At 59.9% G+C, this 24,097-nt stretch carries 24 protein-coding genes; 14 read left to right on the forward strand and 10 right to left on the reverse strand.

Annotated elements, in window-relative coordinates; genetic code table 11:
- Position 1 precedes the first annotated feature (1 nt).
- Both GbCGDNIH8_RS02290 and GbCGDNIH8_RS02295 read right to left on the reverse strand, forming a co-directional pair.
- Positions 2-553 (reverse strand): YdcF family protein, encoded by a 552-nt coding sequence (locus GbCGDNIH8_RS02290; RefSeq protein WP_072571946.1) that lies wholly within the window; start codon positions 551-553, stop codon positions 2-4.
- 11 nt (positions 554-564) lie between these two features.
- Positions 565-1,854, reverse strand: a complete 1,290-nt coding sequence (locus GbCGDNIH8_RS02295; RefSeq protein WP_408874684.1) for a class I SAM-dependent methyltransferase — start codon at positions 1,852-1,854, stop codon at positions 565-567.
- Between the two features lie 83 nt (positions 1,855-1,937).
- Here GbCGDNIH8_RS02295 and GbCGDNIH8_RS02300 point away from each other — a divergent pair, with 83 nt between their 5' ends.
- The 7 genes from GbCGDNIH8_RS02300 to GbCGDNIH8_RS02330 all read left to right on the forward strand — a co-directional run bounded on the left by GbCGDNIH8_RS02300 (position 1,938) and on the right by GbCGDNIH8_RS02330 (position 11,167).
- A complete protein-coding gene (locus GbCGDNIH8_RS02300) occupies positions 1,938-2,516 on the forward strand; it encodes an RNA methyltransferase (RefSeq protein WP_072571947.1) in 579 nt (192 codons plus the stop codon).
- 13 nt (positions 2,517-2,529) lie between these two features.
- Positions 2,530-3,153 carry an invasion associated locus B family protein gene (locus GbCGDNIH8_RS02305; protein ID WP_253736083.1) on the forward strand — a complete coding sequence of 208 codons (624 nt, stop codon included), beginning with the start codon at positions 2,530-2,532 and terminating at the stop codon, positions 3,151-3,153.
- Positions 3,150-4,343: a dual-specificity RNA methyltransferase RlmN gene (gene rlmN, locus GbCGDNIH8_RS02310; protein WP_072571949.1), complete on the forward strand. Its 1,194-nt coding sequence runs from the start codon at positions 3,150-3,152 to the stop codon at positions 4,341-4,343. Before GbCGDNIH8_RS02305 ends, rlmN begins: the two co-directional genes overlap by 4 nt.
- A 75-nt stretch (positions 4,344-4,418) precedes the next feature.
- The gene (locus GbCGDNIH8_RS02315; RefSeq protein ID WP_072571950.1) at positions 4,419-5,600 is read left to right on the forward strand and encodes an acetyl-CoA C-acetyltransferase; all 1,182 of its coding nucleotides are present in this window, start codon (positions 4,419-4,421) and stop codon (positions 5,598-5,600) included.
- Positions 5,601-5,841: 241 nt separating this feature from the next.
- A complete protein-coding gene (locus tag GbCGDNIH8_RS02320) occupies positions 5,842-8,445 on the forward strand; it encodes a cation:proton antiporter (RefSeq protein ID WP_072571951.1) in 2,604 nt (867 codons plus the stop codon).
- Between the two features lie 148 nt (positions 8,446-8,593).
- Positions 8,594-9,316 carry an acetoacetyl-CoA reductase gene (gene phbB, locus GbCGDNIH8_RS02325; protein WP_072571952.1) on the forward strand — a complete coding sequence of 241 codons (723 nt, stop codon included), beginning with the start codon at positions 8,594-8,596 and terminating at the stop codon, positions 9,314-9,316.
- A gap of 189 nt (positions 9,317-9,505) precedes the next feature.
- Positions 9,506-11,167, forward strand: coding sequence for an OprO/OprP family phosphate-selective porin (locus GbCGDNIH8_RS02330; RefSeq protein ID WP_072571953.1), 1,662 nt, complete (start codon positions 9,506-9,508; stop codon positions 11,165-11,167).
- Positions 11,168-11,226: 59 nt separating this feature from the next.
- On the opposite strand, the gene GbCGDNIH8_RS02335 is transcribed toward GbCGDNIH8_RS02330, so the two are convergent.
- From GbCGDNIH8_RS02335 to gloB, 3 genes are read right to left on the reverse strand one after another with little or no spacing between them, the layout of a single operon-like run.
- A complete protein-coding gene (locus GbCGDNIH8_RS02335) occupies positions 11,227-11,694 on the reverse strand; it encodes a cupin domain-containing protein (protein ID WP_253736084.1) in 468 nt (155 codons plus the stop codon).
- Entirely contained in the window at positions 11,691-12,296 is a 606-nt protein-coding gene (locus tag GbCGDNIH8_RS02340) for a glutathione S-transferase (protein WP_072571954.1), read from the reverse strand. The genes GbCGDNIH8_RS02335 and GbCGDNIH8_RS02340 overlap by 4 nt, the downstream gene beginning before the upstream one ends.
- Before the next feature lie 27 nt (positions 12,297-12,323).
- Positions 12,324-13,052, reverse strand: coding sequence for a hydroxyacylglutathione hydrolase (gloB, locus tag GbCGDNIH8_RS02345; protein WP_072571955.1), 729 nt, complete (start codon positions 13,050-13,052; stop codon positions 12,324-12,326).
- A gap of 88 nt (positions 13,053-13,140) precedes the next feature.
- On the opposite strand from gloB, the gene GbCGDNIH8_RS02350 reads away from it, so the two are divergent.
- The 3 genes from GbCGDNIH8_RS02350 (at position 13,141) to GbCGDNIH8_RS02360 (ending at position 16,231) form a co-directional block, all read left to right on the forward strand.
- Complete coding sequence (locus GbCGDNIH8_RS02350; protein ID WP_072571956.1) at positions 13,141-13,995, forward strand: methyltransferase domain-containing protein; 855 nt, start codon at positions 13,141-13,143, stop codon at positions 13,993-13,995.
- A 74-nt stretch (positions 13,996-14,069) separates the two neighbouring features.
- Entirely contained in the window at positions 14,070-14,474 is a 405-nt protein-coding gene (locus GbCGDNIH8_RS02355) for a hypothetical protein (protein WP_157692525.1), read from the forward strand.
- Between the two features lie 419 nt (positions 14,475-14,893).
- Complete coding sequence (locus GbCGDNIH8_RS02360; RefSeq protein WP_216634497.1) at positions 14,894-16,231, forward strand: autotransporter strand-loop-strand O-heptosyltransferase; 1,338 nt, start codon at positions 14,894-14,896, stop codon at positions 16,229-16,231.
- A 75-nt stretch (positions 16,232-16,306) separates the two neighbouring features.
- On the opposite strand, the gene GbCGDNIH8_RS02365 is transcribed toward GbCGDNIH8_RS02360, so the two are convergent.
- Positions 16,307-16,810 (reverse strand): nucleoside deaminase, encoded by a 504-nt coding sequence (locus GbCGDNIH8_RS02365; RefSeq protein ID WP_408874685.1) that lies wholly within the window; start codon positions 16,808-16,810, stop codon positions 16,307-16,309.
- Between the two features lie 52 nt (positions 16,811-16,862).
- Between GbCGDNIH8_RS02365 and GbCGDNIH8_RS02370 the strand changes: the two genes are divergently transcribed.
- From GbCGDNIH8_RS02370 to GbCGDNIH8_RS02385, 4 genes are all read left to right on the forward strand, one after another.
- Positions 16,863-17,585 carry a gamma-glutamyl-gamma-aminobutyrate hydrolase family protein gene (locus GbCGDNIH8_RS02370; RefSeq protein WP_072571959.1) on the forward strand — a complete coding sequence of 241 codons (723 nt, stop codon included), beginning with the start codon at positions 16,863-16,865 and terminating at the stop codon, positions 17,583-17,585.
- Complete coding sequence (locus GbCGDNIH8_RS02375) at positions 17,582-18,337, forward strand: pseudouridine synthase (RefSeq protein WP_072571960.1); 756 nt, start codon at positions 17,582-17,584, stop codon at positions 18,335-18,337. Before GbCGDNIH8_RS02370 ends, GbCGDNIH8_RS02375 begins: the two co-directional genes overlap by 4 nt.
- Before the next feature lie 9 nt (positions 18,338-18,346).
- Positions 18,347-18,913, forward strand: coding sequence for a 16S rRNA (guanine(966)-N(2))-methyltransferase RsmD (gene rsmD / locus GbCGDNIH8_RS02380; RefSeq protein WP_072571961.1), 567 nt, complete (start codon positions 18,347-18,349; stop codon positions 18,911-18,913).
- Positions 18,914-19,039: 126 nt separating this feature from the next.
- Positions 19,040-19,390, forward strand: a complete 351-nt coding sequence (locus GbCGDNIH8_RS02385; protein ID WP_095206404.1) for a tRNA-binding protein — start codon at positions 19,040-19,042, stop codon at positions 19,388-19,390.
- 60 nt (positions 19,391-19,450) lie between these two features.
- On the opposite strand, the gene GbCGDNIH8_RS02390 is transcribed toward GbCGDNIH8_RS02385, so the two are convergent.
- The 4 genes from GbCGDNIH8_RS02390 to lspA all read right to left on the reverse strand — a co-directional run bounded on the left by GbCGDNIH8_RS02390 (position 19,451) and on the right by lspA (position 24,066).
- On the reverse strand, positions 19,451-20,929 hold the full coding sequence (locus tag GbCGDNIH8_RS02390) for a hypothetical protein (RefSeq protein WP_072571962.1): 1,479 nt from the start codon (positions 20,927-20,929) through the stop codon (positions 19,451-19,453).
- A 4-nt stretch (positions 20,930-20,933) separates the two neighbouring features.
- A complete protein-coding gene (gene mutL, locus GbCGDNIH8_RS02395) occupies positions 20,934-22,793 on the reverse strand; it encodes a DNA mismatch repair endonuclease MutL (protein WP_072571963.1) in 1,860 nt (619 codons plus the stop codon).
- Positions 22,794-22,838: 45 nt separating this feature from the next.
- Positions 22,839-23,414, reverse strand: a complete 576-nt coding sequence (locus tag GbCGDNIH8_RS02400; protein WP_072571964.1) for a DUF3035 domain-containing protein — start codon at positions 23,412-23,414, stop codon at positions 22,839-22,841.
- Positions 23,415-23,523: 109 nt separating this feature from the next.
- Positions 23,524-24,066, reverse strand: a complete 543-nt coding sequence (gene lspA, locus GbCGDNIH8_RS02405) for a signal peptidase II (RefSeq protein ID WP_253736085.1) — start codon at positions 24,064-24,066, stop codon at positions 23,524-23,526.
- Between the last annotated feature and the right edge of the window lie 31 nt (positions 24,067-24,097).

Genomic DNA, 24,097 nt, shown 5'->3' on the forward strand with positions numbered 1-24,097 from the left:
TTCAACCAGTGGCGCTGTGACGGGACCATGTCATCAGCTGATTGAGTCGCCATGCAATCATGAGCATGACGTCGTATGGCCAGGCGAGCCAGTCCCTCAGCCACCATTTCCATTCGCCGGGGGCGCGGAAATCGGGTGCGATCCCGGCTCGTGCGGCAATCCCGGCCAGCCGGAGCAGCGTCACGCAACGCCCCATATGGTAGCGTGAGGTCGCCACGAAAACCGGAGCATGACACGCACCATCCTCCCGCAACAAGGCTGCGACGGCTTTTGCGGAGGAAAGCGTATCCGTGCCGGTCGGTTCCATCTGAATCGCGGCATCCGGCACGCCGAGTGTCAGCAGAAGGCGACGCATGATTTCTGCTTCGGCCGGTCCATGACGGCCTACGCCCCCTGTTGGCATGAACAGAACGTCCGGCATTGTCTGCCCCAGCGCATGGGCGGCTTCCACTCTGCGCCGCAGTGTCGGGCTGGGAATGCCGCCCGGATGAACGGCGGCACCGAAGATGACGATGCAGGGGTGCTGGCCGGGCAGGGAAGAAGAGTACGTCATGCCCTGCCTGATCAGTCCGGTGCCCGCAGCAGGAGACGGTTGGCACGTTCCAGCGCATTAAAGGTAGTGCTCCAGGCCCGGTCAAAGGCCTCCCCGGAGAAGCGATTCCCCAGCATCTCGCGGAGATTTCCAACGCTGCGCGTGCCGTCGATCAGCTTGAGAATCGCCGCCGCCGGTGGCGGCAGGGCCAGCGGCACGGTCAGTCCGTCAAAGGTCAAGGGCAGTACACCATCCGGTCTGATGGCCCGGGCCAGCTCGGGGACGGGCATTTCGCGGGCTACCGGAATGGCTGTCGGGTCGAGCGGATCGGCGCGGACTGGCACTTCCCCTTTGCGAACGCAGTAGACGACATGCGTGCTCATGTTTCCGGCGAGGTTTTCTGCCAGAGCCGCTTTTTCCAGCGGTGTCATGTCGGCCATTTTGGCCCGAAGTTTCGGATCCGGCAGCCAGACGGAGGGATCATAACGAAGCGGCTCCATCCAGGCTCGGACTTCCAGGCCGGCGTTATCGAGCAGGGCGTGCAGGGCTGGCACCGTGTAGGCGCGATCGCGCGGGTTGAGCAGCAGGTCATACAGCCCGGCATCGCCGCCCTCGAAATGGTCACCGAAATACCGGTTGCGGCGCAGCCACGCCGTCTCCGGCAGATGGCGCATGACCCGTTTGGCGACATCCAGACGCTGGCGAGGCTCTTCCTCCGGCGGGGCAAGGCTGCGGAGGGCATCCTGGAGCATATAGACACCGGTTCGGCCATGCGGGGCATAGACCATCAGCCCCATGCCGCCACCGGGTGCGAGCACCGAGGTCAGGGCGCGCAGTCCTTCCGCGGGGTCCGGCAGATGATGCAGCACCCCGCAGCAATCAATGTAATCGAAGGGGCCGGGTGCGACGTGCGGGAGATCGAGGATTGAGCCAGCCCTGAAATCGACCGTCAGACTGCGTGTCTCCGCCCGCGCCTGCGCGGTCCGGAGGGCTGCTGCGGAACGATCGAGATAGGTCACACCACCGGGACGCCCGTCACGCGCCAGATGTGTCGCCAGCATGATCGTGCCGTCTCCGGTGCCTCCTCCGGCCACCAGTGCGCGCAGCCCGGCGGAACGGGGGCGGTTGGCCCCGAACACCCAGTAATCAATTTCTTTCAGATGGCTCGGGCTGCCGATGATCAGCCGTTTGGTCTCGTCACGCGGATCACGCTGCGGATAGGGAAAAGCTTCGTACTGATCGGCCAGATGGCGGTCGGTGCTGTCATTCATGAATATGGCATAGCCTGTCTGAAGCCGGTCTTGCAGGGGCTGTCGGAGCATATCGTATCCTGTATCGGGACTTGCATCGCGGGCTGCAACGCCGCAAAGCCTGACTGGAGTGTAGCAGGGGAGCGATCGGGCGTATGACGGCACTGTCTTCGCGCGGCTATTTCGGCATCGGGGTGGAGGGTATCTCCAAATCCGCCAATGTCGGCGCGTTATTGCGCACCGCGCACGCCTTCGGGGCGCATTTCTGTTTTTCCATTGCCGCCGGGTTTGATGCGCGGGCTGGCAGAAGTGCGGATACCGCCGATACGCCTGCTCATGTGCCGTTTTACCGGTTTGATTCTGTCGAGACGGTGGTGCTGCCCAAAAACTGCGCGTTGGTGGGGGTGGAAATCACCGATGATGCGTCCCTGCTGCCCAGTTTTCGCCATCCGGCCAATGCTGCTTATGTGCTGGGGCCTGAGCGGTCCAGCCTCTCCCCTGCGCTGCTGGAGCGTTGTACGCATGTGGTGCGGATTCCGACGCGGTTTTCACTCAATCTGTCGGTGGCCGGGGCCCTGGTGTTGTATGATCGTTTGCTCCAGCACGGGCGCTATGCCGAGCGTCCGGTAATGGCGGGGGGAGCCGCACAGGCTTCCGCGTCACGCGGCGGTCATGGCAGTCCGGTTTTTCGGCGCACCGTGCCAGACTGGTTGAAAAACACCGACAAGACATGATGGCGGGTTCCTCATGGCATCCGGACCTGCTTCCCTGCGCGGGTGCATTGAGCACGCAACGCTTGCTCCGCCGGGGCGGGTTCCGTATCTACCTGCAATGTCCCGCGTTTTACCCTGTCTGATCGTCCTCGTTCTGGCTTTTGCCGGCTGGATGCCTGCCGTTTCGGCAGCGCCGCATCGCCATGGCGCGAAGCCGAGGGCCGATGGCGCCCATGTACTGGGGCATTTCGATGACTGGACGGCCGCCACACACATCGAAGCCGGGGAAACGGTTTGCTACGCCTTTACCTACGCCCATGCCTCCGATCCAAAATTATCGGGGCGTTCCCGTGTCGTGCTGACCGTGACAGAACGAGCGAAGGACCGCGATGCCGTTGCGATCAGCGCCGGCTATGCCTACCTCCCCAATGCCACGGTGCATGTGACGGTGGATGGGACGGCCTTTGATTTCTATACCGCCCAGCGATCCGCCTTTGCGCGTCAGGGCAACGAGGCGGTGGCGGCATTCCGTAATGGCAGGCAGGCCGTGGCGCGTGGTCCCGGTCCCCGTCAGCAGACAGAGGTTGCCGACACGTTCAGTCTGCGCGGTTTTTCGGCTGCTTATGCCACTATTCTGAAAGCCTGTCCGTCATCATGACCTCCGCTGCCCAGGCCGCCCCTGTCACCCTTCCTGTGATGCCGGATGCGGAAGATGCCCGCATCATGGCGAAGGCTGCCCTGTTCGCGCCGCCGCCTTCCGTGCTGGAGGACGGGCGCAAGGATCTGGTCGGTCTGTCGCGGGAGCAACTGACGGAAGCGCTGGCGGAGATCGGTTTTCCGGCTTTTCGTGCGAAGCAGCTCTGGCACTGGATCTATCATCGCGGTGAGACCGATTTCCGGGTGATGTCCAGCATCGCCAGACCACAGCAGGAGGCACTGGCCGAGCGTTTCGTCATCAGCCGCCCGGCGGTGACTGAGTGTCTGACCAGTGTGGATGAGACCCGCAAATGGCTGTTCCGTTTCCGCGACGGGCAGGAAGCGGAGACGGTTTACATCCCCGATCCGGTCGAGGATCGCGGCGCGGTGTGCATCTCATCGCAGGTCGGTTGTACGTTGTCCTGCCGTTTCTGCCATACGGGCACGCAACCTCTGGTGCGCAATCTCGGCCCGGCGGAAATCGTCGGCCAGTTCATGGCCGCCCGTGATGCCTACGGGGAGTGGCCCAGCCCGAAAGGGGAGACGCCGCGGCTGCTATCCACCATCGTGCTGATGGGCATGGGCGAGCCGCTCTATAATTATGAAAACGTGAAGCAGGCGATGCGTATCGTGATGGATGGCGATGGCATCGCCCTGTCACGCCGCCGCATCACCCTTTCCACCAGTGGCGTGGTGCCGATGATGGATCGCTGCGGGACGGAACTGGCGGTTAATCTGGCCATTTCCCTGCATGCCGTCACTGATGAACTGCGGGATGAGCTGGTGCCCCTGAATCGTAAATATCCGATCAGGGAGCTGATTGCCGCCTGTCGTCGTTATCCGGCCGCAAGCAATGCGCGCCGCATCACCTTTGAATACATCATGCTGGATGGCATCAATGACAGTGAGGCCGAAGCTCGCGAACTGGTGCGTCTGATCGCGGGCATTCCCGCGAAGGTGAATCTGATCCCCTTCAACCCATGGCCGGGGAGCCAGTATGCGCCGAGCCGTCCGAAGGCGTTGGAACGATTCTCCCGGATTGTGATGGAAGCGGGCTTTGCATCCCCCATCCGTACACCGCGTGGGCGCGATATTCTGGCTGCCTGCGGGCAGTTGCGGACGGAAAGCAGGAAAGAGCGCCGGATCGATTGATGACTTGCCTGCGTCGGCCCCTGTAAAACAAAATAATAAAAACGAAACAATAAAGCTGGGGGAAGAAAGCCAATCATGGAGCAGCCCGTCATCCTGAGCGCGGCCCGGACCGCCATTGGCCGTTTCGGGGGCAGCCTGTCATCTGTTCCTGCGCATCAACTGGGGTCGGTTGCCATCAAGGCTGCGCTGGAACGTTGTGGCGTGGCGCCGGAGGATGTGGAGGAAGTCATTCTCGGGCAGGTGCTGACGGCGGGACAGGGACAGAATCCCGCACGCCAGGCCGCGATCGCTGCCGGTATTCCGGTCGAACGCACTGCTTTTGGCGTCAATCAGGTCTGTGGCTCCGGCTTGCGGGCGGTGATGTTGGCGGCGCAGCAGGTCATGACCGGGCAGGCCCGGCTGATGGTGGCGGGCGGTCAGGAAAATATGAGTCTGGCCCCGCACGTCGCCCATCTGAGGAACGGAACCCGGTTCGGTGACGCCCAGCTTGTCGATACGATGATAAGGGACGGGCTGTGGGATGTGTTCAACGGCTATCACATGGGCGTCACGGCGGAGAACGTGGCATCGGCCCACGGGATCAGCCGTGAGAGGCAGGATCTTTTCGCTCTTGAAAGTCATGGCCGGGCGGCCCGGGCCACACAGGCGGGCATTTTCAGGGAGGAAATCGCCAGCGTGTTCCTGCCTGGTCGTCAGGGGGCGGTGGAAGTCAACGCAGACGAACATATCCGTCCTGATACTACGCTGGAGGCACTGGCGGCCTTGCGCCCCGGCTTTTCCGACACTGGCACCGTGACGGCAGGCAATGCCAGCGGCATCAATGATGGCGCTGCGGCGCTGGTGATTGCCAGTGCGGCGGAGGCGTCCCGCCGGGGATTGCTTCCGCTGGCGCGGATTGTCTCCTTTGCCGCCGCGGGGGTTGATCCGGCCATGATGGGGCTGGGACCGGTTCCGGCCAGCCGCAAGGCGCTTGATCTGTCTGGATGGCGGCTCGCCGATCTGGATCTGATCGAGGGCAACGAAGCTTTTGCCGCGCAGGCCTGTGCCGTGAATGCCCTGATGGGGTGGGATAGCGCCCGGGTCAATGTGAATGGAGGCTCTATTGCTCTCGGGCATCCGATCGGGGCATCCGGTGCCCGCGTGCTGGTGACGCTGCTGTATGAAATGCAGCGTCGGCAGGTTCGGCGAGGCCTCGCTACACTCTGCATCGGCGGCGGCATGGGGGTGGCCATGTGCGTCGAGAGAGTCCATAGCTGAAGCAGAAGCAGGGTGGACAGAAAGCGATCATTCGTTGAATCTCCCCTCCGCCCTGTTCGGTGGCCTGTTTTCTGTCGGGGTGTGAATCTTTCAAAAGATTCATTTCTCTGGCCCCGCCAGTGACATTTCTTCACTTTCTTTTGTGAGGAACGTGGCGGAAGTTGTTCAGCCTTCAGGAAAATCCTGTTGCGCGCCATGGAGAGACCGGCTCAGCCGAATGCCTTTTCCGTAAGGGAGAACGATGCTCGACCTGCCACACATCCTGCTCGCGATTTCCGGCCTTCTCATTGTTGTCAGTGCCATTCAGCCACTGGCCCGGCATCTGGTGATTTCAGATGCGGTGCTGCTGGCCGTGGTTGGGGTGGCGATCGGTGTCGGAGCCACGGTGGTGATGGAAACCTATCATCACACCCCGCTTGATCATGTGGCGAGCACGTTGCTGGCGATTCCTGTCGACAGTGAAGCCTTCCTGTTCGTGTTTCTTCCGCTGCTGGTGTTTCATGGCGGTCTGTCGATTGATGTGCGCAGCATGGTTCATGATGCGGCACCGATTCTGCTGCTGGCGGTGGTGGCCGTGTTTCTGACCACGGCAGCAATCGGATTTGCTCTTTGGCCTTTCGCCCCTGTACCGCTGATCGTGTGCCTGATGGTAGGCGCCATCGTGGCTACGACCGATCCCAGCGCGGTGGTTGGTGTGTTCCGGGAGATCGGGGCCGATGCGCGCCTGACCCGGCTGGTGGAAGGGGAGGCGCTGCTGAATGATGCGGCCGCGATTTCCCTGTTTACCATGCTGATGACCACTCTGGTCCGGCATCAGGTACCCTCGATCATGGGGACTGCCGCCAGTTTTGTGCTGGCCTTCATGGGTGGCCTGCTGGTGGGATACGGCTTTGCCCGCATCATGCTGGCGGCTATTCCGCGACTGAACGGGATCATCGCCGCAGAGGTGACATTGACTCTGGCGCTGCCCTATCTGGCCTATATCGTCGGCGACGAATTTCTGCATGTGTCCGGCGTGGTGGCGGCCTCCGTGGCCGGGTTGACCGTCAGTTCCATCGGTCCTTCGACCTTCCGTCCGCAGAGCTGGTCCTTTTTGCAGGATATCTGGAAACAGATCAGTTTCTGGGCCAGCTCCATGGTGTTTATCCTCGCCTCGATGCTGGTGCCGCGCCTGATGATCGGGGTGACCAGATCGGATCTGCTGCTGGTGGCTATCGTGGTGGCGGCCGCCATGGCGGCACGGGCGCTGGTGCTGTTTGGATTGCTGCCGGCCCTGGCTACGTTGAAACTATCCCAGCGCGTGCCGGTCAAATTTCAGGTCACGATCCTGTGGGGTGGTCTGCGTGGCGCCATCACGCTGGCGCTGGCTCTGTCCGTGACCGAGAACTCCTTTATCTCCACTGATGTGAAGCGGATGGTTGCCATTCTGGCCACCAGCTTTGCCCTGATCACCTTGCTGGTGAATGGCACCACGCTCCGTTATCTGGTGACATGGCTGGGGTTAGATCGGCTGTCTCCGGTCGATCAGGCGCTGCGTAATCAGGTGGTCGCCATCGGCCTTCAGGATGTGCGGGATGCGATCGAGGAACGCGGGCAGGAGTATGGTTTTTCTCCGCAATCTGTTGATCATGTTCTGCAGATCTATAATCGCCGCATTGCCGAGGAAACGGCAGCCAACACCTTCGATACCGCCATTACCGACCGGGAGCGTGTGTTGATCGGTCTGTTGACCTTCGCCAGTCAGGAAAAAGCCACCCTGCTGGAGATGTTCAAGGACCGCGCGATTTCCCGTCATGTAATGGAAAACCTGCTGCGTGCGGCGGAAAGCATGGTGGACGGGGTCCGTTCCGATGGGCGCCTTGGTTATATCCGCGCAGCCCGGCGGCGGCTGCGCCCGACCCTGAAATTCAGGGTGGCGCAGTGGATGCACAAGCATCTGCGCATCAACAAGCCGCTGATGTACCGTATGATGGAGCGGTATGAAATTCTGCTGCTCAGCTATCTGGTGTATCTCACCATGATGCGCTTCATGAAGCGGCGGATGGAGCCGGTGCTGGGTGAGCGCGTGTCCGAGATCGTGTCCGAGATTGTCGGTCGCCGGCGGGAGTTGCTGTCCGAGGCACTCGATACACTCCGCGTGCAGTATCCCGGTTATGCGGAAGCGCTGGAGACCCGCATGCTGCGGCAGATCGCTCTGCGTCTTGAAGCCAATGAATATGCCGAGCTGCACCGTGAATCGCTGATCGGTGAGGAGCTGTATGAAGAATTGCAGCGCGATCTTGAGGCGCGGCGTGATCGGCTGTCCCAGCCCCTGCGCTTTAATCTCCAGACGGGGATGGATAACCGTATCCGCGAATTCCCGCTGCTGAGTGAATTGCAGCCTGCTGTGCTGCATGATCTGTCGATGAATTTCAGCATGCGTTTTCCAGTGCCGGGAGAGGCGATCTTCAAGCGTGGAGCGGTTGCCCGATCCGTGTTCTTCATCAGTTCCGGCACGGTGGAGCTGGTGGATGGCAATCATGTCATCACGCTGGGGGCGGGTGATTTTTTCGGTGAGGATGAGGTGCTGAAAGGCGGTCGTCGGCATGCCACGGCGCGTTCACGCAGTTTCGGCCAGTTGCTGGAGCTGAAGGCTGATGTGTTCCGTGATCTTGTGGCGGAGCAGCCTGATCTGAAATCCCTGATCGAACGTATCGTCTCCTCCCGTCATCGTCGTTCTCTGGTGGAGGAAACTCAGATCGTTGAAGAAAAAGCCACACATGACATCACCGGGCAGCCTTTGATCAGCTTTGATCGCAAGCGGCTGGGGGAAAAAGGGCAGCCGGCGAAGGCTTCGGCCCCTTAATCATGCGGCTGAATAGGGTGGAGGCTTGATAATATCTGCTGCTCCTGCGCTTTCGCGTGACGGCAGCCGATGATTCCCGTTAGGGTTCTGGTTATCGAGAATGGACGTCATCAATAATGGCCCCGGAAGAAGGCCGGTTGGGGGAAGTATGGCAAGAGTGGCGCTCGTAACAGGCGGTACCCGAGGCATCGGCGCGTCTATCAGCAAGGCTCTGCAGGCACAGGGCCACCGTGTTTTCGCGAATTACCTTCATAATGATGTGGCCGCACTCGATTTTGCGGAGGAAACCGGCATCGAGACCATCCGCTTTGATGTGGCCGATTACAGTGCCTGCGAGGCCGCCATTGCTGAAATCAGCGCCAGGGCGGGGCGGGTGGAGATTCTGGTGAACAATGCCGGGATCACAAGGGATGGCACCATGGCCCGTATGACGAGGGATATGTGGGATTCGGTGCTGGATACCAATCTCGGGGCCTGTTTCAACCTCTGCAAACTGACCTTTCCCGGAATGAGGGAGGGAAGATTCGGCCGGATCGTAAATATCGGCAGCATCAACGGTCAGGCGGGGCAGTATGGTCAGGTGAATTATGCGGCCGCAAAATCCGGCATTCATGGCTTGACGAAGGCGCTTGCTCAGGAGGGCGCGCGCTATGGCATCACGGTCAATGCCATCGCACCGGGTTATGTCAATACAGAGATGGTCCGTGCCGTTCCTGCCGATGTGTTGGAGAAAATCGTGGCCCGTATCCCGGTCGGTCGGCTTGGGCGGGCGGAGGATATAGCCCGTGGCGTATGTTTCCTGACCGACGAGACGGCGGATTTCATCACTGGCTCTACCCTGTCCATCAATGGTGGTCAGCACATGTATTGATGGCGGATGGGTAGCCAGAAAGAAATATTTTGAAATAATATAGAAATGTAAATAAACAAAAAAGAAACAATAAATAATAGTTTTATATAGAAAGAAATCTTCTTGAAACTGACATAGAAGATTTCTGATCCTGTTTTTAAACCCCGCCTGTTCATCTGATTGAGATGATGGAAGCAGGGGTCTTCTTTAATGGTTTTTTCTATTGTGCTGCGTCGTGCCTTGCTGACAGGCGTCGCCACTGCCTGCCTGTTATTGCCTGCGATGGCGCAGGCTCAGGATTCTTCCGACCGCATTCAGGAGCTGGAACGTCAGATCCGGGCCGTCCAGGCGCAGCAGGCGCGTCAGATACAGCAATTGCAGGCCGAACTGCGCCACATGCGCGTGCAGGTGGCAATCCATGCCCAGAAAGTAGAAGTTGCTCATCAGCGGGCGATTGCTGCCGCCACGCAGGCTCATGCGGAGGCCCAGAAGGCCCATCAGGAGGCGCTCGTCGTTCATCACGATGCCGAGCACATTACCGATGCTTTCTCCAGACTGCCGCCTCCGCCGCAGGGGTCGCCGATTGGTGGTCCGGCCTTCACGCAGGTTGAAAAAGGTGCGCCTGGGGTCCGTGTCGGGTTTGAGCGTGGCCGTCCCACCCTGTCGGCCATTGACGGCCGTTACGCCTTCGCGGTCGGTCTGGCGCTGCATTACGATATGGGCGGGTATATCATGCCCGAACCAGCCCCCGGCACGCACCCGGCTGTGACACGTCTGACCTCGTTCGGCACCAATCTGCGCCGGGGGCGTATTCCTTTCATGTTCCGGTATGGAAACGTAACGGCCAATATCACGCCGGAATTCGGCAGCTCGGTGGATGGTGCGGCAGGGTTGTATGAAGCCAACCTGAACTATTCAGGTATTCAGCCCTTTGTGTTCACGCTGGGTTATTTCCAGCCGCGCGTGACGCTGGAAGATTCCACCAGCTCCAACGAATTCCTGTTCCTTGAGCGTCCGTCGATTGTTGATATCGCCCGTAATATTGCTGCCGGTGATGCGCGTGCGACGGCGGGAGGAAAAGCCAATGGCAAGCGTTGGTATGCTGCACTGTATGGCACTGGTTCGAGCTATGGCTCCCAGATGACCGAGACACTCAGCGGTAATCAGACGGGTGGTGTCGTGCGTGTGGCAACCCGGCCGATCGCAGCCAAAGATGTTGACGTGCACGTCGGCTTTTCAGCCAGCAAGGCGTTCAATCTTAATGATGTGAATGGCAACACGACGCTTCGTCTGCGTGATCGGCCGGAGGTGCGTATTGCCAATATCCGCCTGATCGACACGGGTAGCCTGTCCGCGACCAGCGCCTATGAATACGGGCCTGAATTTGGTTTTCGCTATAAAAACCTGCTGATCCAGGGTGAATGGATTGCAATTGGAGTGGATCAGAAGCCTTCAGGTACTCTGCCGCGACCGTCGCTTGGTTTCGGCGGTGGTTACGCTTCAATCAGCTATGTGTTGACGGGTGAAGTGCGGCAGTACGATCCCAGTGCAGCGGCCTTCCGTGGCCCCAGCCCGGTGCATAATTTTGATCCGTCGCATGGACATTGGGGTGCGTTTGAACTGGTCGCACGCTACAGCATTGCCGATCTCAACAGCAATGTGACGCCGGGGATTGCGGCCTCTGTGACGGGGGGTACCTATGGCGGGCGTCAGGCGGTGTTTGCGGCAGGCGTCAATTGGTATCTGAACCGGCATTTCCGTTTCATGCTTGATTATAACTACATTGATGTTGATCGGATGAACTCCGCGGGCAAGGTTCAGATCGGCCAGACCCTGCATTCAATTGTCGGACGGGCACAGGCCGCGTTCTGATATGATCGGCAATGTTCTGCTGATGAACCCGGATGTCTGTGCATCCGGGTTTTGAGGCATCAGCCCGGCTGCCAACCGGGTGGGGCAAGTTCAAAGCCCTCAAACCGGAAAGCAGGGGCTACGATGCAGCTGACCAGAGTCCAGTTTCCGAGACTTTCCGCCGCCTGCCATGCATGTGGCCTGACCACCCCCTGAAGCGTTTCGCCTTGACTGGGATCAGGCCCGATCCGCAAGCATGTGGTTGATGCCCCATCATCTGACAGATGCAGATGAAGCGGCGCGCCGCCCTGCCATAGCCAGAGCTCTGATGCGTCCACCCTGTGCCAGTGGCTGCGCTGCCCGGCAGCCAGCAGGAAAAGGATTGCGGTTCCGGCTTCTCTCTCTCCCGGTCCTGACGCTGCGGCGCGCCAGGTTTCGCGGTAAAAACCGCCTTCCGGATGAGGGGTAAGACCAAGATGCGAGATTACTGTCCCGGCCGGGAGGGATGGGTCGCGCAGATCAATCCCGGGCAGAATATTGCCGGTCACGCGGGCTTGGGCATGCTGCGGGCAAGGGCCGGTTCCTGAGAAATGGTCTCGAACCATTGGGCAAGGCGCGGATGGTCTGAACGCCAGTCTTCCTGGCTGAAACGCAGATCGAGATATCCCAGTGCGCAGGCGACCGAGATGCTGCCAATGTCCAGCAAGGTATGGGGGATCGCCGTTTCCAGAAAATCCAGCCCGCGCAGCACTGCCTGACGCTGCCGTTCAATGACTGCATCACGGGCTTCCTCTCGGGGGCGTGTTTCTTCACCACGCCGCAGTACGGCAGCATCCATGATACCGTCTGCCAGTGCCTGTTGCCGCAGGACGACCCACCGCGCCGGGCTTTCCGGACGGGGAAACAGCTTCATGCTGCCATCCGGGATGCTGTCCAGATATTCGCAAATCACCGGGCTGTCATAGATCGCCAACCCGTCACTGGTCAGCAGGGCGGGTATTTTGGACAAGGGATTGGCGGCCAGCAGTTCCGGCGGTGAGGCTTGGGGGTTGGTCGGGATCAGCGTGATCTGCTGATCAATCTCGCGTGTGATCGCACAGGCGATGACTTTGCGTGCGAACGGGCTGAGTGTGGAATAGAACAGTTTCACGAGGCCGCACTTTCAATGAAAAAAAGATCAGAACCGGTCTTTCATCTGCCTCAACTTACCAAGAGCATGCGGGGTTGAGGCTCGGAGAAACGGGTTGGTCGTCAGCTCCTGCGCCAGAGTAACGGGCAGGGATGGCTGCCCTGACGCCCTTATCCGCGCGACATCAGCGGCTCGTTGCTGCAAGGCCGCGTTGTCCGGATCAACATGCAGCGCAAAACGGGCATTGGCGGACGTATATTCGTGGCCGCATGCTATCAGTGTATCGGCTGGTAGGGTAGCGATTCTGCGCAGGCTTGTGAACATGTTCTCTGGCGTGCCTTCGAACAGACGACCGCATCCCAGGCTGAACAAGGTATCGCCGCAGAACAGGAACGGTCCCTGCGGCATGAAGTAGGAGATATGCCCCCGTGTGTGGCCGGGCGTGTCAATCACCTGGAACTCGGCCAGCGTTCCGAAGGGCAGCCTGTCGCCCTCATGCAGGGCATGATCCAGCCGGGGCAGTCTGTCTGCATCCGCGGCGGCTCCGGCGATCAGGGCACCGGTCCGCTCCCGCAGGGCGGCGGCGGCGGCAATATGATCATCATGGTGATGGGTCAGCAGGATCAGAGCCAGGTGGCCGCCCACTTGCCGAAGCGCCTCCAAGGCGGGCTGCTCCTCGCAGGGGTCAATGATCGCGCGGAGATCGCTTTCCGTGTCGCTGACCAGCCACGCATAGTTGTCGGTGCGCATGGGAATAGGATGGAGTGCCAGTGTCATGGTGTTAGTGTACCATGGCTGAGAGGCTGCGGAAATACACAGGCCATACACATGGGCAACACCATGTCTGTGGCAGGATCTGTAGCAGATGGGGTTTGTGAACCGGATGCGGCGGATGGAAAAACTACCCGACATGCAGCAGGCCACCGCATTTTACGGCACGCTGGCGGGGGAGGTCGTGGCCAGTCTGCTGCGTGCAAGACTGCGTCTGTTATGGCCAGGCGAAGAATGTGAGGGACAGACCTTGCTGGGCCTGGGTCACGCCGCCCCATACATGCGATGCTGGCGCAGCACGGCGTATCGCTGTGTTGTCGGGTCTCTGCAGCCTTCTGCCGGTCAGGTATGGCCCCCTGCCGGCCGTACGCTCAGCTGTGATGCGACACCATCGGCATTACCGTTTCCTGATCTCAGTATCGACCGCATTGTGCTGGTTCATGCGCTGGAGATGACGGATCATGCACGTGGCCTGCTGCGGGAAGTATGGCGTATCCTGAAAGATGATGGGCGGCTGATGGTGGTGGCACCGAACCGGACCGGGTTATGGGCGCATCTGGATACCAACCCGTTCGGGCAAGGGCAGCCATTTTCTCATGGCCAGATCGAGCGTCTGCTGGCCGCTTCCCTGTTCCGGGTGGAGCGCCGGGATGCCGCGCTGTATATGCCTCCCGTGTTTCATAGTCGTGCGCTTCTGCGTGCTGCATGGCTGTTTGAATCGGCCGGGCGCCATCTGATACCCGGGCTTGCAGGCGTCACAATCAGTGAGGCCGTCAAGGATGTGTATGCGGGTGTGCCGTTGCGCCCGACCATTCGCAAGCGATTGATGGTCCAGGATGCGACGGAACATCTGGTGTCACAGAAGGCATTTACAGCCGTTTCTCACCCCTCTACGACTTCTGACCATGGGATAGCATCCCCGGATCGATCATCAGTCGGAAACTCATGATAACGCGCTCTATCGAACCTCCCCCGGTTTCGTGCGCAGGAGATATCGTTTTGCGGCGTGCCCGGATTTTGACTGTGTCCCTGCTGATTCCTGCCGTGCTCGGGCTGAGCGCCTGCGGTTCATCCAACAGTAATCCCGCTCCATCCCCGGTTGCTGCCAAGACGTCATTGGATGCCTATGATGGTAGCTACACTGGCAGCCGTACAATCTCCGCGGTGAAAGGCAGCCGGGCCAAATGCGGGCAGGATTTTGATCAGGCGGCCATCAGGGTAACCCATGGCATGGCCATTCTGCGCTTTATCGCGCACCGGCATCCGGTGGTGTTCCGTACCCCTCTCGCGCCGGATGGCACGTTCATGTCCACCTTCAAGGGAAATACCCTGGACGGCCATTTTACCGGGGACAGTTTTGAGGGGGTTGTTGATACGCGGGCCTGCACCTATCAGGTACAGGCAAAGCGGGATGAGGCTGTTCGCTGAAACAATGATCTGCTTTGGCTCGAAACAGAGCCTTGGCATGGGTCGATAAGGGCCTGCAATAAAACGGCGATCTTCGAGTATTGTGTGTGCTGCCTCGGTTGAGGCTGAATGCCATTGCCAATCTTCAGCTGTGTTGTATAGTCTATAGACTATCAACCAATGCGACAGAGCTGCCTTTGGGCTGCATGCTTGGATCTGGTCGATGCAATGACTTGTAATAAGTGATTTGTCCTGCGGATCCTTTAAGAGAATGAAAATATTAGAGCATTGAAAATACAAAGGATTGTTTTTGAAACATGAAGTTAATTATTTTTGTTTATAATATTTAATTCCTTAAAACCAGCCGCGAGATCAGACATTTGACCGACACCTCTTCTTCTGTTGCACAGGACACTTCTGCATCTGTTCCTGTTTCGCATATGCCAGCCTCCTCGACCGGACCTGCCCCGACAGAGCAGCCTGCTCCTGAGAGCAAATCACCTTATCCCGCAGTGGCTGATATTCCGACGCAGGAAGGTCCGCGCGGTATTCGTTATGATTTCAACCTCGGGGCACGGATCGCCCTGCCTGAATATCAGGAGAAGCCGTTTATTGTCTGTCTGCGGGATATTGAGACGGGGAACATCCTGTTCCTGTCATCTGGCCCTGCGACATTCATCAATTCGGCAAAGCGGTTTTTCGTCCGCTTCCGGATCGAAGTATGGGATTCTCCCGATGGGGGTCCGGCCAGTGGGAAGGAACCATTTTTCGTGCATGATTACGATGCACGGGACCGTGATATCCTGATTCAGTTTCCGGTCGGCACGCTCGGCGATATCATGGCGTGGTTCCCCTATGCCGCCCGTTTTGCCGAGAAGCATGGCTGCAAACTGACCTGCGCTTTGTCGGAACTCATCATTCCGGTTCTGGAAAAAGCCTATCCCCATATTACCTTCGTCACGCATGATGAGATGAAGGAAAAGAAGCTGGCGGAGACATTCTACGCCACGTATTCGCTGGGTCTGTTCTTCGATGACGTCGACTGTGCCTGGCAGCCGACTGATTTCCGGTTTGTAGGCCTGCATCGGACGGCCGGCTATATCCTTGGCGTGGATCCGGAAGAGGAAGCACCGCGTCTGGCCCTGCCGGATGAAAGCCGCCCGATCCCTGAACCGTATGTCTGTATCGCTGTCCAGAGTTCGACGCAGTCGAAATACTGGAACAATCCGACAGGCTGGCGCAGCGTCATCGCTGAGCTGAAGCGGGCTGGCTACCGCGTGATCTGTATCGACCAGAAAGCTGTTCATGGGGTGGGTCTGGTCTGGAATCATATCCCCAACGGTGCGGAAGACGAAACCGGCAATCGTCCGCTGACAGAACGTGCCCGCTGGCTGCGTCACGCGGATTTCTTCGTCGGTCTGAGTTCCGGCCTGTCATGGCTGGCCTGGGCAGCCGGAACGCCGGTCGTCATGATCAGCGGCTTCACGCATCCGACCAATGAGTTTCACACGCCTTACCGTGTTCACAACTGGCATACCTGTAACAGTTGCTGGAACGATGGCAGTATCCGCTTTGATCATCACGACTTCATGTGGTGCCCTCGTCAGAAGGACACACCGCGTCAATTCGAATGCACCAGGCTGATTTCTGCAGATTATGTGATTGATAAGATCCGTACGATCCCTGCTTTTCAGAAGCAGCTGGCGCGGATGGAAGCCAGCGCAGCAGTCAAAAAAAACGAAACAGCTTCCCATCCGAAAAAACTTCAGAAAGTCTGAAACATTGGCTGACTGATCGTTCCGCTGATCCGGGCAGAGCCACCGGATTGGCGGAATTATCTTCAAGACTCTGATTTACCGCCGGGCCTGAAAAAAGCCGCGCAGCAAAGCAACCGCTTCTGTCTCCCGCACGCCACCGATGATTTCCGGCTGGTGATGGCAGGAGGAAGCATTGAGCACTCTGGCACCATGCTCGATTCCGCCGCCTTTCGGATCATATGCGCCGAAAATGATCCGGCGGATGCGGAAATGGCTGGCCGCCTGGGCACACATCGGGCAAGGCTCAAGCGTCACGTATAAGTCACAGCCGATCAGGCGGGGTGAGCCAAGCTTTTGCGCGGCCTGACGCAGGGCGAGCATTTCAGCATGAGCGCTGGCGTCATGATTGGCCTCCGTCAGATTATGCGCCTGCGCCAGCAGATATCCTTCCGGGCTGATGACCACGGCCCCTACCGGCACCTCCCCCGCGGCAGCGGCGAGACGAGCCTGTTCGAGAGCACGTTCCATGGCCCCACCCGGACCGGGGCGAAACAGGGGAGAGGGACAGCTTTCCTGCATGCTCAGTGCATTATGCTGCATCTGCTGCGTATAACGTGTTTCATCCGCCGCTGATCCGCTTTAGCTAGAGACCATGAACAATACGACTCGTCCCCTGATTGGCGTAACCCTCGATACCGAGCAACCTGGCGGGTATTCGAAATATGACTGGTACGCCTTGCGTGCAAATTATGCCGGTGCGGTCATCGCTTCTGGCGGTCTGCCGGTGGCATTGCCGCATGATCCGCTCCTGGCTGAAGCCTATCTGGACCGGCTTGACGGTCTGGTGGTGACGGGCGGTGCCTTCGATGTCGATCCGGCGCTGTATGGCGATGGTGCGATGCATGAGACCGTTACTCTCAAGGAGTCCCGTACGGCATCGGAACTGGCCCTGACACGAGGGGCATTGGCGCGGAATATGCCGGTGCTGGGCATTTGCGGTGGCCAGCAATTGCTTGCCGTGGCGCTGGGCGGCACCCTGATTCAGCACATTCCCGATAGCATCGAAAACGCGCTGGAGCATGAGCAACCCAACCCGCGGCATCAACCGGGGCATGAGGTCGCGATCCTGCCTGGCACTCTGTTGCACGCGATTGTGGGGGCAGAGCAGATGCAGGTGAATTCCGCCCATCATCAGGCGGTTCGCGCGCCGGGGCCTCATGCACGTATCAATGCGGTTGCGCCGGATGGCGTGGTCGAGGGGATTGAGGATACACGCTATCACTTCTGTCTCGGCCTGCAATGGCATCCCGAATTTCTGATCGACCCCGGTGACACCCGTATTTTTGCCGCCTTCATCGCGGCCTGTGCATCATGACGGAGGAGCGGGTGGAAGATACGGATGCAGCGGCGCCGCGCGGTGAGCGTATTGCGAAATGGCTGGCGCGGGCTGGCGTTGCCAGCCGTCGTGATGCGGAAAAGCTGGTGGAAGATGGCCGGGTCCGCCTGAATAATCAGGTGGTGACGCATCCCGCGACGTTTGTGGGATCGGGTGATCTTGTCACCGTCAATGGTGCTCTGGTGGATGCGCCGGATCGTACGCGGCTGTGGCGCTATCACAAGACTGATGGGGTGATGACCACCCATCGTGATCCGCAGGGCCGGCCGACCGTGTTTGAGAAACTGCCATCCGGCATGCCGCGCGTGGTGAGTGTGGGGCGGCTTGATCTCAACAGCGAGGGGCTGTTGCTCCTTACCAATGATGGCATGCTGGCCCGCAGGCTGGAACTGCCGCAGACCGGCTGGATCAGGCGCTATCGTGTGCGGGTGCATGGCGATGTGACACAGGAGATGCTGGACAGTCTGGCGCGTGGTGTCACCGTGGAGGGTGTCCGCTATGGTGCGATCGAGGCCGGGCTGGACAGCAGCAAGGGTAGCAATTCCTGGCTGACCGTTTCCCTGAAGGAGGGGAAAAACCGGGAAATTCGTAAAGTCATGCGCCATATCGGGCTGCATGTGACCCGGCTGATCCGGATCGCCTACGGCCCGTTCCAGCTGGGTCAGCTTGGCAAGGGCGAGGTGGAGGAAGTGACCGGCAAGGTGCTGCGTGAACAGCTTCCCCGCGACTGAGGCTGCCTCATGAGGATCGTCGCCGGACAATGGCGAGGCCGTGCGCTGATCGCTCCCCCCGGACAGGCGACCCGCCCGACGGCGGACCGGGTTCGACAGGCTTTATTCGATATGTTGCTGCATGCGCCATGGGGTGGACGTAGCCTGCTTGACGGCGCCACCGTGCTGGATGGATTTGCCGGTACCGGTGCGCTGGGGCTGGAGGCTTTGTCGCGTGGTGCGAAGGAGGCCGTGCTGATGGAGCGCGATCATGCGGCGCTCCGCGCCTTGCGGGCCAATGTCACCGCGCTGGGGGCAGGAGAGCGGGCAAAGGTTCTGGCGGCCGATATACTGGCTCCTCCTTTGGCGTCTTTCGCATGCAACCTTGTTTTTCTTGATCCGCCCTATCGTCAGGATTTCGTGCCGAAGGCGCTCACCGCCTTGCGGGGGAGGGGCTGGATAGCGCCCGATGCCCTGATTATCGCTGAATGTGCGCGGGACGAAGCACAACCAGCCGAGGCGGCCGGGGCGCTGCTGGCAGAACGGGAGCATGGCGCGGCCAGGATCATGATCTGGCGGTCCGTTCATTCAGCCTGATCAATCCCGTTCGGATTGTAGCCGGGAATCACAAAAGCCATGGTAAGCGGCAGTGGCAACTTGTCAGGTCTCTGTACGGCTCGGTCGTTCGCTTACCAGCGCAGTTGATCTTTGTTTCATGGAGGTATGATGAGCGGTTGTCCGGACCCGATAAGCTGGGATGATTTTGAAAAAATAGATCTCAGGATCGGAATTATCAGATCCGTAGAATTCAATGAAAAGGCCAGAAAACCGGCCTATCTTCTTAAGATCGACCTGGGAGAGATGGGGGAAAAAATTTCCAGTGCTCAAATCACTGATAAATACACACAAGATGATTTGATCGGGATGCAGGTGCTATGCGTTTGTAATTTGCGCCCGAAATTGGTTGCCGGGGTTAAATCCGAAGTCCTGGTAACGGGTGTTTATGATGATCAGCAACATGTTGTTTTGGCTACTTTCAATCATTCTCTGAAACCTGGGAGCAGACTCAGGTAAGAAGCTGAAAAGCCAATGCCATGGCTGGCCGCCTGCCTTTTCGCGGCCCCATCTCCGTCATTATCGATCAGGGGTGGCGGATGCCGGCACCATGATCCGCCAGTTTGCCTCACTGGAATAAAGCGGCTTGTAAGCCTGTTCGATCAGGGATGGCAGCGGGTTGCCGATCTCACCTGGACCGGGTGAATGCCTTGATCGTTCCAGAATGATGGCGCTGAATATTCTGTCCCGTAATGCTTTCCGTAACAGGCGATCATCCCCGGATATGGCGACGCTCTGGCCGTACAGGAAAAAGTCGAGACCGAAATTTTTGCCTGCCCAGAAGCACAAAGCAGGCATTTCACAGGCGACTGGTCCGGGGATTATGGCGATCCGGGTTTCCATGGAACGCCAGGCGCGCAGATCATCCGCGAGATGGCGTCGTTCGCTGATGATTTTTGGAATGGCGACCAGCCCTACGATCAATAATGGCACGGCAATGATCACGCGCATGCGCCACGGATTGCCTGCGGGTATGGAGACAGTCCCAGCCACAGCAACGGACAGGCAGAGCGCAATCGCGGCCTCGATATGGGCGTTCACATCCACGCCTTGCCCGCTGCGCTGAAAAATCCCGAGCGGCAGGGCGATCAGGACGAAAATCAGGATCAGATCGAGCCGATTATCCAGCCGCCGCATCTGTAGCAGAGGTCGGGAGGCAATGGCCATTGGCAGCAGCACCAGCAGGGGCACGATGGATTTGTCGGCCATACGCAGCATGGAGAGATGCCGTTTGGCGCCGGCAATATCGCGCATCATGTCCGGCCCGTACAGCATCAGACAGAGCGCAGACACCCCTGCCAGTCCGGCCAGCGTGGTAACGCACCAGATACGCCATGCATGGCGGTGATGCAGCAGCAGCCATATCCCCACTGCAAGGGGTGCGGCCAGCAGATTATGCTTGATCATCCCGCCGCCCAGCAGCAGCAGCGCGGAGCCGACGGAGGCCGCTGCCGATGGTGATTCTCCGGCCTGTTTTGGCAGGATGAGGGCCATTCCGGCCATCATCACCGCATCCGCCATCCATTGAGGATCATCAAGCCCGACATAGCGCCGCAGCAGGGTGGCATTGAGCGCCATGAACAACAGCCCACCCAGCCATGGTGCATGGACAGCCGGAGATGCAGCTCTGATCACCAGCCGCCTGATTATCCAGACGATGATCCCGCCCACGGTGAGCATCGACAGCAGCGCCAGAACCCGCCCGGCAATAATAGGGTCACCGGTCAGTTTTGCAGTCCAGCCGACGATGTAAAACGAGAGTGGCGGATAGTTATTGCCGGTCAGCCCATCCAGAGGCGGATACAAAACCTGTCCCGAAAAAACCTGCCGGGTCTGAAACGCATTCCATCCCTCATTGGGATCGCGCGAGAGATGATCCCCCAAACTCAGAATCCGCTCCGCAATCAGCCCGAAGGACAGCAGCCCGAGCAGCCATAAAAGCGTATAGCTGGCGCGTCCCCACCCTGATGACGGGAATGAGGGAAGGGAGTGTTTCATTATTTCAGCGCCGCCCGAACAGGGTCTCGATCTCTGCTTTGCTGAGGCGCAGTACCGTGGGTCGGCCATGGCTGCATGTGGCGGCACGTGGCGTGGCCTCCATCTGCCGGAGCAGAGCGTTCATCTCCGGCACGGTCAGACGCCGCCCGGCGCGGATGGAGCCATGGCAGGCCATGCGGGCAAGGATGGCATCCAGCCTGCTTTCCAGCGCGGTGCTGGCGCCCAGCTCGGCCAGCTCCTCCGCGACATCGCGCAGAAGGGCAGTGACGGATTGTGGCTTCAGCAGAGCGGGCAGGGCCCGCACCAGCACAGCCCCGGGGCCGAAGGCTTCGATATCGAGCCCCAGTTTTGCAAGGGAGGAGGCAGCATCGAGCAGATGCGCCGCCTCTCGTGGAGGCATCTCCACCACTTCGGGCAGCAACAGCGCCTGACTGTTGACCTCCCCCTCCAGCAGGGCACTGCGGAGAGCCTCATGGGTCAGTCTTTCATGCGCGGCATGCTGATCGACCAGCACCAGCGCCCCGTCCGCAGCGACGGCAATAACATACGTATCCAGCACCTGTGCCACGGCTGCCCCCAGTGGATAGGCGGGATCGGGTGGTGATGCGGCGGGTGTCGGCCCGTCCTGAACCGCCTCGGGAGTGGAGGGCATGGCGCCACGGGCGGCCGGTGCATCCTGAAGAGGCAACTGGGCCTCTGCCAAACCGAAGCGCGGGCGTGCCGGGGGAGCGGCAGCGTAGCCGCCACCGCGCGTTGGCGTGTAGCTGGGACGGGAAATATGCAGCCGCGGGGGAGGAATGCTGAGGGTTGAGGATGCCTCTCCATCATTCTCTGTCTGGCCGACCGGTCTGCCGACCCCGGCCGCAAGAGTACGGCTGATCGCACCGATGATCAGCCCGCGCACTGCGGCTGCATCGCGGAAACGCAGTTCTGTCTTGGCCGGATGGACGTTCACGTCCACATCTTCCGGCGGCACGGTCAGTTCCAGCGCCACGATCGGGTGGCGTCCATAGGGGATCACATCCCGATAGGCCACGCGCAAGGCCGTGCGCAGCATCGGATCGGCAACCGGGCGTCCGTTCACCACGAAACTCTGGGAAGCGCCGGTGGCGCGGGTCACGGTGGGGGCACAGATGAAGCCACCCAGCAGCAGCGTTTCGCGCTCGGCAGCAACGGGCAGGAGAGCGGCGGCGGCTTCTTCCCCCAGCAGAGCGGCGATGCGCGCCTGGGCTGAGGCAGCTGGAAGGTCGAAGATTTCCCGTCCGTCGATTTCACAGCGGAATGCAACATGGGGGGCGGAGAAAGCCAGCCTCCGCACGGCGATTTCGGCCTGATCGGCCTCACTGCGTGGTGTCTTGAGAAATTTGCGGCGGGCCGGGGTCGCAAAAAACAGATCCCGCACCACGATTCGGGTTCCTTGCGGACCGGAGGCCGGTATGACCGCTCCAACGCGGCCACCTTCAACGGTAATGCTGTGGGCATGGTCACAGGCCACCGTGCGGCTGGTGATGCTCAGCCTTCCGGCGGCCCCGATCGAGGGCAGCGCCTCCCCCCTGAAACCCAGCGTGGCGATGCGGATCAGTGAGTCATCGGTCAGTTTGGAGGTAGCGTGACGCTGGATGGCCAGAGTCAGCTCTTCCTCCGTCATACCGCTGCCATCATCCCGAACTTCGATCCGGGTGATCCCGCCGCCTTCCAGCACGACGACGACGCGGCTTGCCCCGGCATCCAGAGCATTTTCCACCAGCTCCTTCACCACGGCGGCGGGCCGCTCAATCACCTCCCCCGCGGCGATGCGGTTGATGGTCGCATCAGGCAGCAGGCGGATGCGCGGCGAGGTGAAGGAAGCAGCAGACTCTGTCATGGATCGGATAATAGACCGAAACGGCCCGATCCAGAAGAAACCGGTTCAGAAGATCCCTAGGAAGCTGCTTTTCTTCTCTGGTGCCTGCGTGCTGGCAGTTGTCGGGGGCGGGGGAACCGTGATGCCCTTCTGACGCAGGCGGGCGGCTTCCTCGGCGGCGTTCAGCGTGGTGGGAACGGTATCGTCCTGCCAGAACATCAGCTTGTCCATCAGCCCGGATTTTTTCTTCTGACCCGGCAAAGGATCTGCTTGCGCATGCTGCGGCTGTCTGGACGGACCTGCGGCGCTCAGCAGGGCCTTTTGTCCCGAACTGTCCGTGGTGCCGGGATCGGACAGCGCTGCGGAAGGACTCAGCACGGCTTCAGCACCGATCTGTTCGTTCTGTTCCTGTGGACGCGGCGCGCCGGGCTTCGGTGGCTGCAGCGGCCCATCCAGATTGGCCGGAATGTCCAGTGGCGCGCGGGTCGTCACTTTGAACTCGTCCGGTGCATCATGTACCAGCCCGAAAGTGCGCAGGGCGCCTTCGCCGCAACCGGCGACAGAGCACAGGATTGCAATGGCAGAGACGGAGCGGAGCAGCGCCGCAAGGCGGAGGGGACGGTGGCGCGGAAAGCGGGTCATGGGGGCTGGGTTCATCATCCGGGCTGGGTTTCGGCGCATCTTGAGGAAAGAATAGCGGTATCGATGCCGCCTGTCTGCATCGGCTGCGGCCATAAAGGGAAAGGTTGTCTCAGCCTGTTTTCGACTGGGTTCGCCCGACCAGCGTATCGATGATCAGCAGGGCGACCCCGATGACGATGGCGGCATCAGCCACGTTGAACACGAACCATGACAGATCCCCCACATGCGCGTGGATGAAATCCACCACCGCGCCGAAACGGAATCGGTCGATCACATTGCCAATGGCTCCGCCACCGATCATCCCCAGCGCCATTGCAACAAGCCGGTTTTCTGCACGCCGCATCCACAGCAGCAATCCGGCGACGATCAGGATTGCTCCGCCGCCCAGTATCCAGATACCGGCAGGTCCAAACCCGTTCAGCAGGCCAAAAGTGACCCCCCGGTTCCATACCATGGTCAGGTTCAGGACGGGCAGCAGCACAATCTGATGCTTCTCCGGCAAGTTTACCGTTTCAAGAATGAACCATTTGCTGCCCTGATCGGCCAGCAGCACGATCAGGGCGGCCAGAATACCGATCGGCATATAGAATCCCGGAAACCGCCGTGCTTTCTCGGCGGCTCCGGCGCGGCGGATGGCGGCAATGCTGCTCATGACGTCATATCCTTCGCCTATTCCTGTAACC

The organism is Granulibacter bethesdensis (assembly GCF_001889545.1).
GTDB lineage: Bacteria > Pseudomonadota > Alphaproteobacteria > Acetobacterales > Acetobacteraceae > Granulibacter > Granulibacter bethesdensis_B.

Excerpts from the sequence above, each read along its gene's own strand:
- GbCGDNIH8_RS02375 (WP_072571960.1), top strand. The coding sequence starts at position 17,582 with ATGACGGAGGAGCGGGTGGAAGATACGGATGCAGCGGCGCCGCGCGGT.
- GbCGDNIH8_RS02295 (WP_408874684.1), bottom strand. The coding sequence starts at position 1,854 with ATGCTCCGACAGCCCCTGCAAGACCGGCTTCAGACAGGCTATGCCATA.
- GbCGDNIH8_RS02350 (WP_072571956.1), top strand. The coding sequence starts at position 13,141 with ATGGGGTTTGTGAACCGGATGCGGCGGATGGAAAAACTACCCGACATG.
- GbCGDNIH8_RS02320 (WP_072571951.1), top strand. The coding sequence starts at position 5,842 with ATGCTCGACCTGCCACACATCCTGCTCGCGATTTCCGGCCTTCTCATT.
- phbB (WP_072571952.1), top strand. The coding sequence starts at position 8,594 with ATGGCAAGAGTGGCGCTCGTAACAGGCGGTACCCGAGGCATCGGCGCG.
- GbCGDNIH8_RS02305 (WP_253736083.1), top strand. The coding sequence starts at position 2,530 with ATGGCATCCGGACCTGCTTCCCTGCGCGGGTGCATTGAGCACGCAACG.
- GbCGDNIH8_RS02290 (WP_072571946.1), bottom strand. The coding sequence starts at position 553 with ATGACGTACTCTTCTTCCCTGCCCGGCCAGCACCCCTGCATCGTCATC.
- GbCGDNIH8_RS02365 (WP_408874685.1), bottom strand. The coding sequence starts at position 16,810 with ATGCAGCATAATGCACTGAGCATGCAGGAAAGCTGTCCCTCTCCCCTG.
- mutL (WP_072571963.1), bottom strand. The coding sequence starts at position 22,793 with ATGACAGAGTCTGCTGCTTCCTTCACCTCGCCGCGCATCCGCCTGCTG.
- rsmD (WP_072571961.1), top strand. The coding sequence starts at position 18,347 with ATGAGGATCGTCGCCGGACAATGGCGAGGCCGTGCGCTGATCGCTCCC.
- GbCGDNIH8_RS02385 (WP_095206404.1), top strand. The coding sequence starts at position 19,040 with ATGATGAGCGGTTGTCCGGACCCGATAAGCTGGGATGATTTTGAAAAA.
- GbCGDNIH8_RS02360 (WP_216634497.1), top strand. The coding sequence starts at position 14,894 with ATGCCAGCCTCCTCGACCGGACCTGCCCCGACAGAGCAGCCTGCTCCT.
- GbCGDNIH8_RS02370 (WP_072571959.1), top strand. The coding sequence starts at position 16,863 with ATGAACAATACGACTCGTCCCCTGATTGGCGTAACCCTCGATACCGAG.
- GbCGDNIH8_RS02330 (WP_072571953.1), top strand. The coding sequence starts at position 9,506 with ATGGTTTTTTCTATTGTGCTGCGTCGTGCCTTGCTGACAGGCGTCGCC.
- GbCGDNIH8_RS02300 (WP_072571947.1), top strand. The coding sequence starts at position 1,938 with ATGACGGCACTGTCTTCGCGCGGCTATTTCGGCATCGGGGTGGAGGGT.
- gloB (WP_072571955.1), bottom strand. The coding sequence starts at position 13,052 with ATGACACTGGCACTCCATCCTATTCCCATGCGCACCGACAACTATGCG.
- GbCGDNIH8_RS02400 (WP_072571964.1), bottom strand. The coding sequence starts at position 23,414 with ATGACCCGCTTTCCGCGCCACCGTCCCCTCCGCCTTGCGGCGCTGCTC.
- rlmN (WP_072571949.1), top strand. The coding sequence starts at position 3,150 with ATGACCTCCGCTGCCCAGGCCGCCCCTGTCACCCTTCCTGTGATGCCG.
- lspA (WP_253736085.1), bottom strand. The coding sequence starts at position 24,066 with ATGAGCAGCATTGCCGCCATCCGCCGCGCCGGAGCCGCCGAGAAAGCA.
- GbCGDNIH8_RS02315 (WP_072571950.1), top strand. The coding sequence starts at position 4,419 with ATGGAGCAGCCCGTCATCCTGAGCGCGGCCCGGACCGCCATTGGCCGT.
- GbCGDNIH8_RS02390 (WP_072571962.1), bottom strand. The coding sequence starts at position 20,929 with ATGAAACACTCCCTTCCCTCATTCCCGTCATCAGGGTGGGGACGCGCC.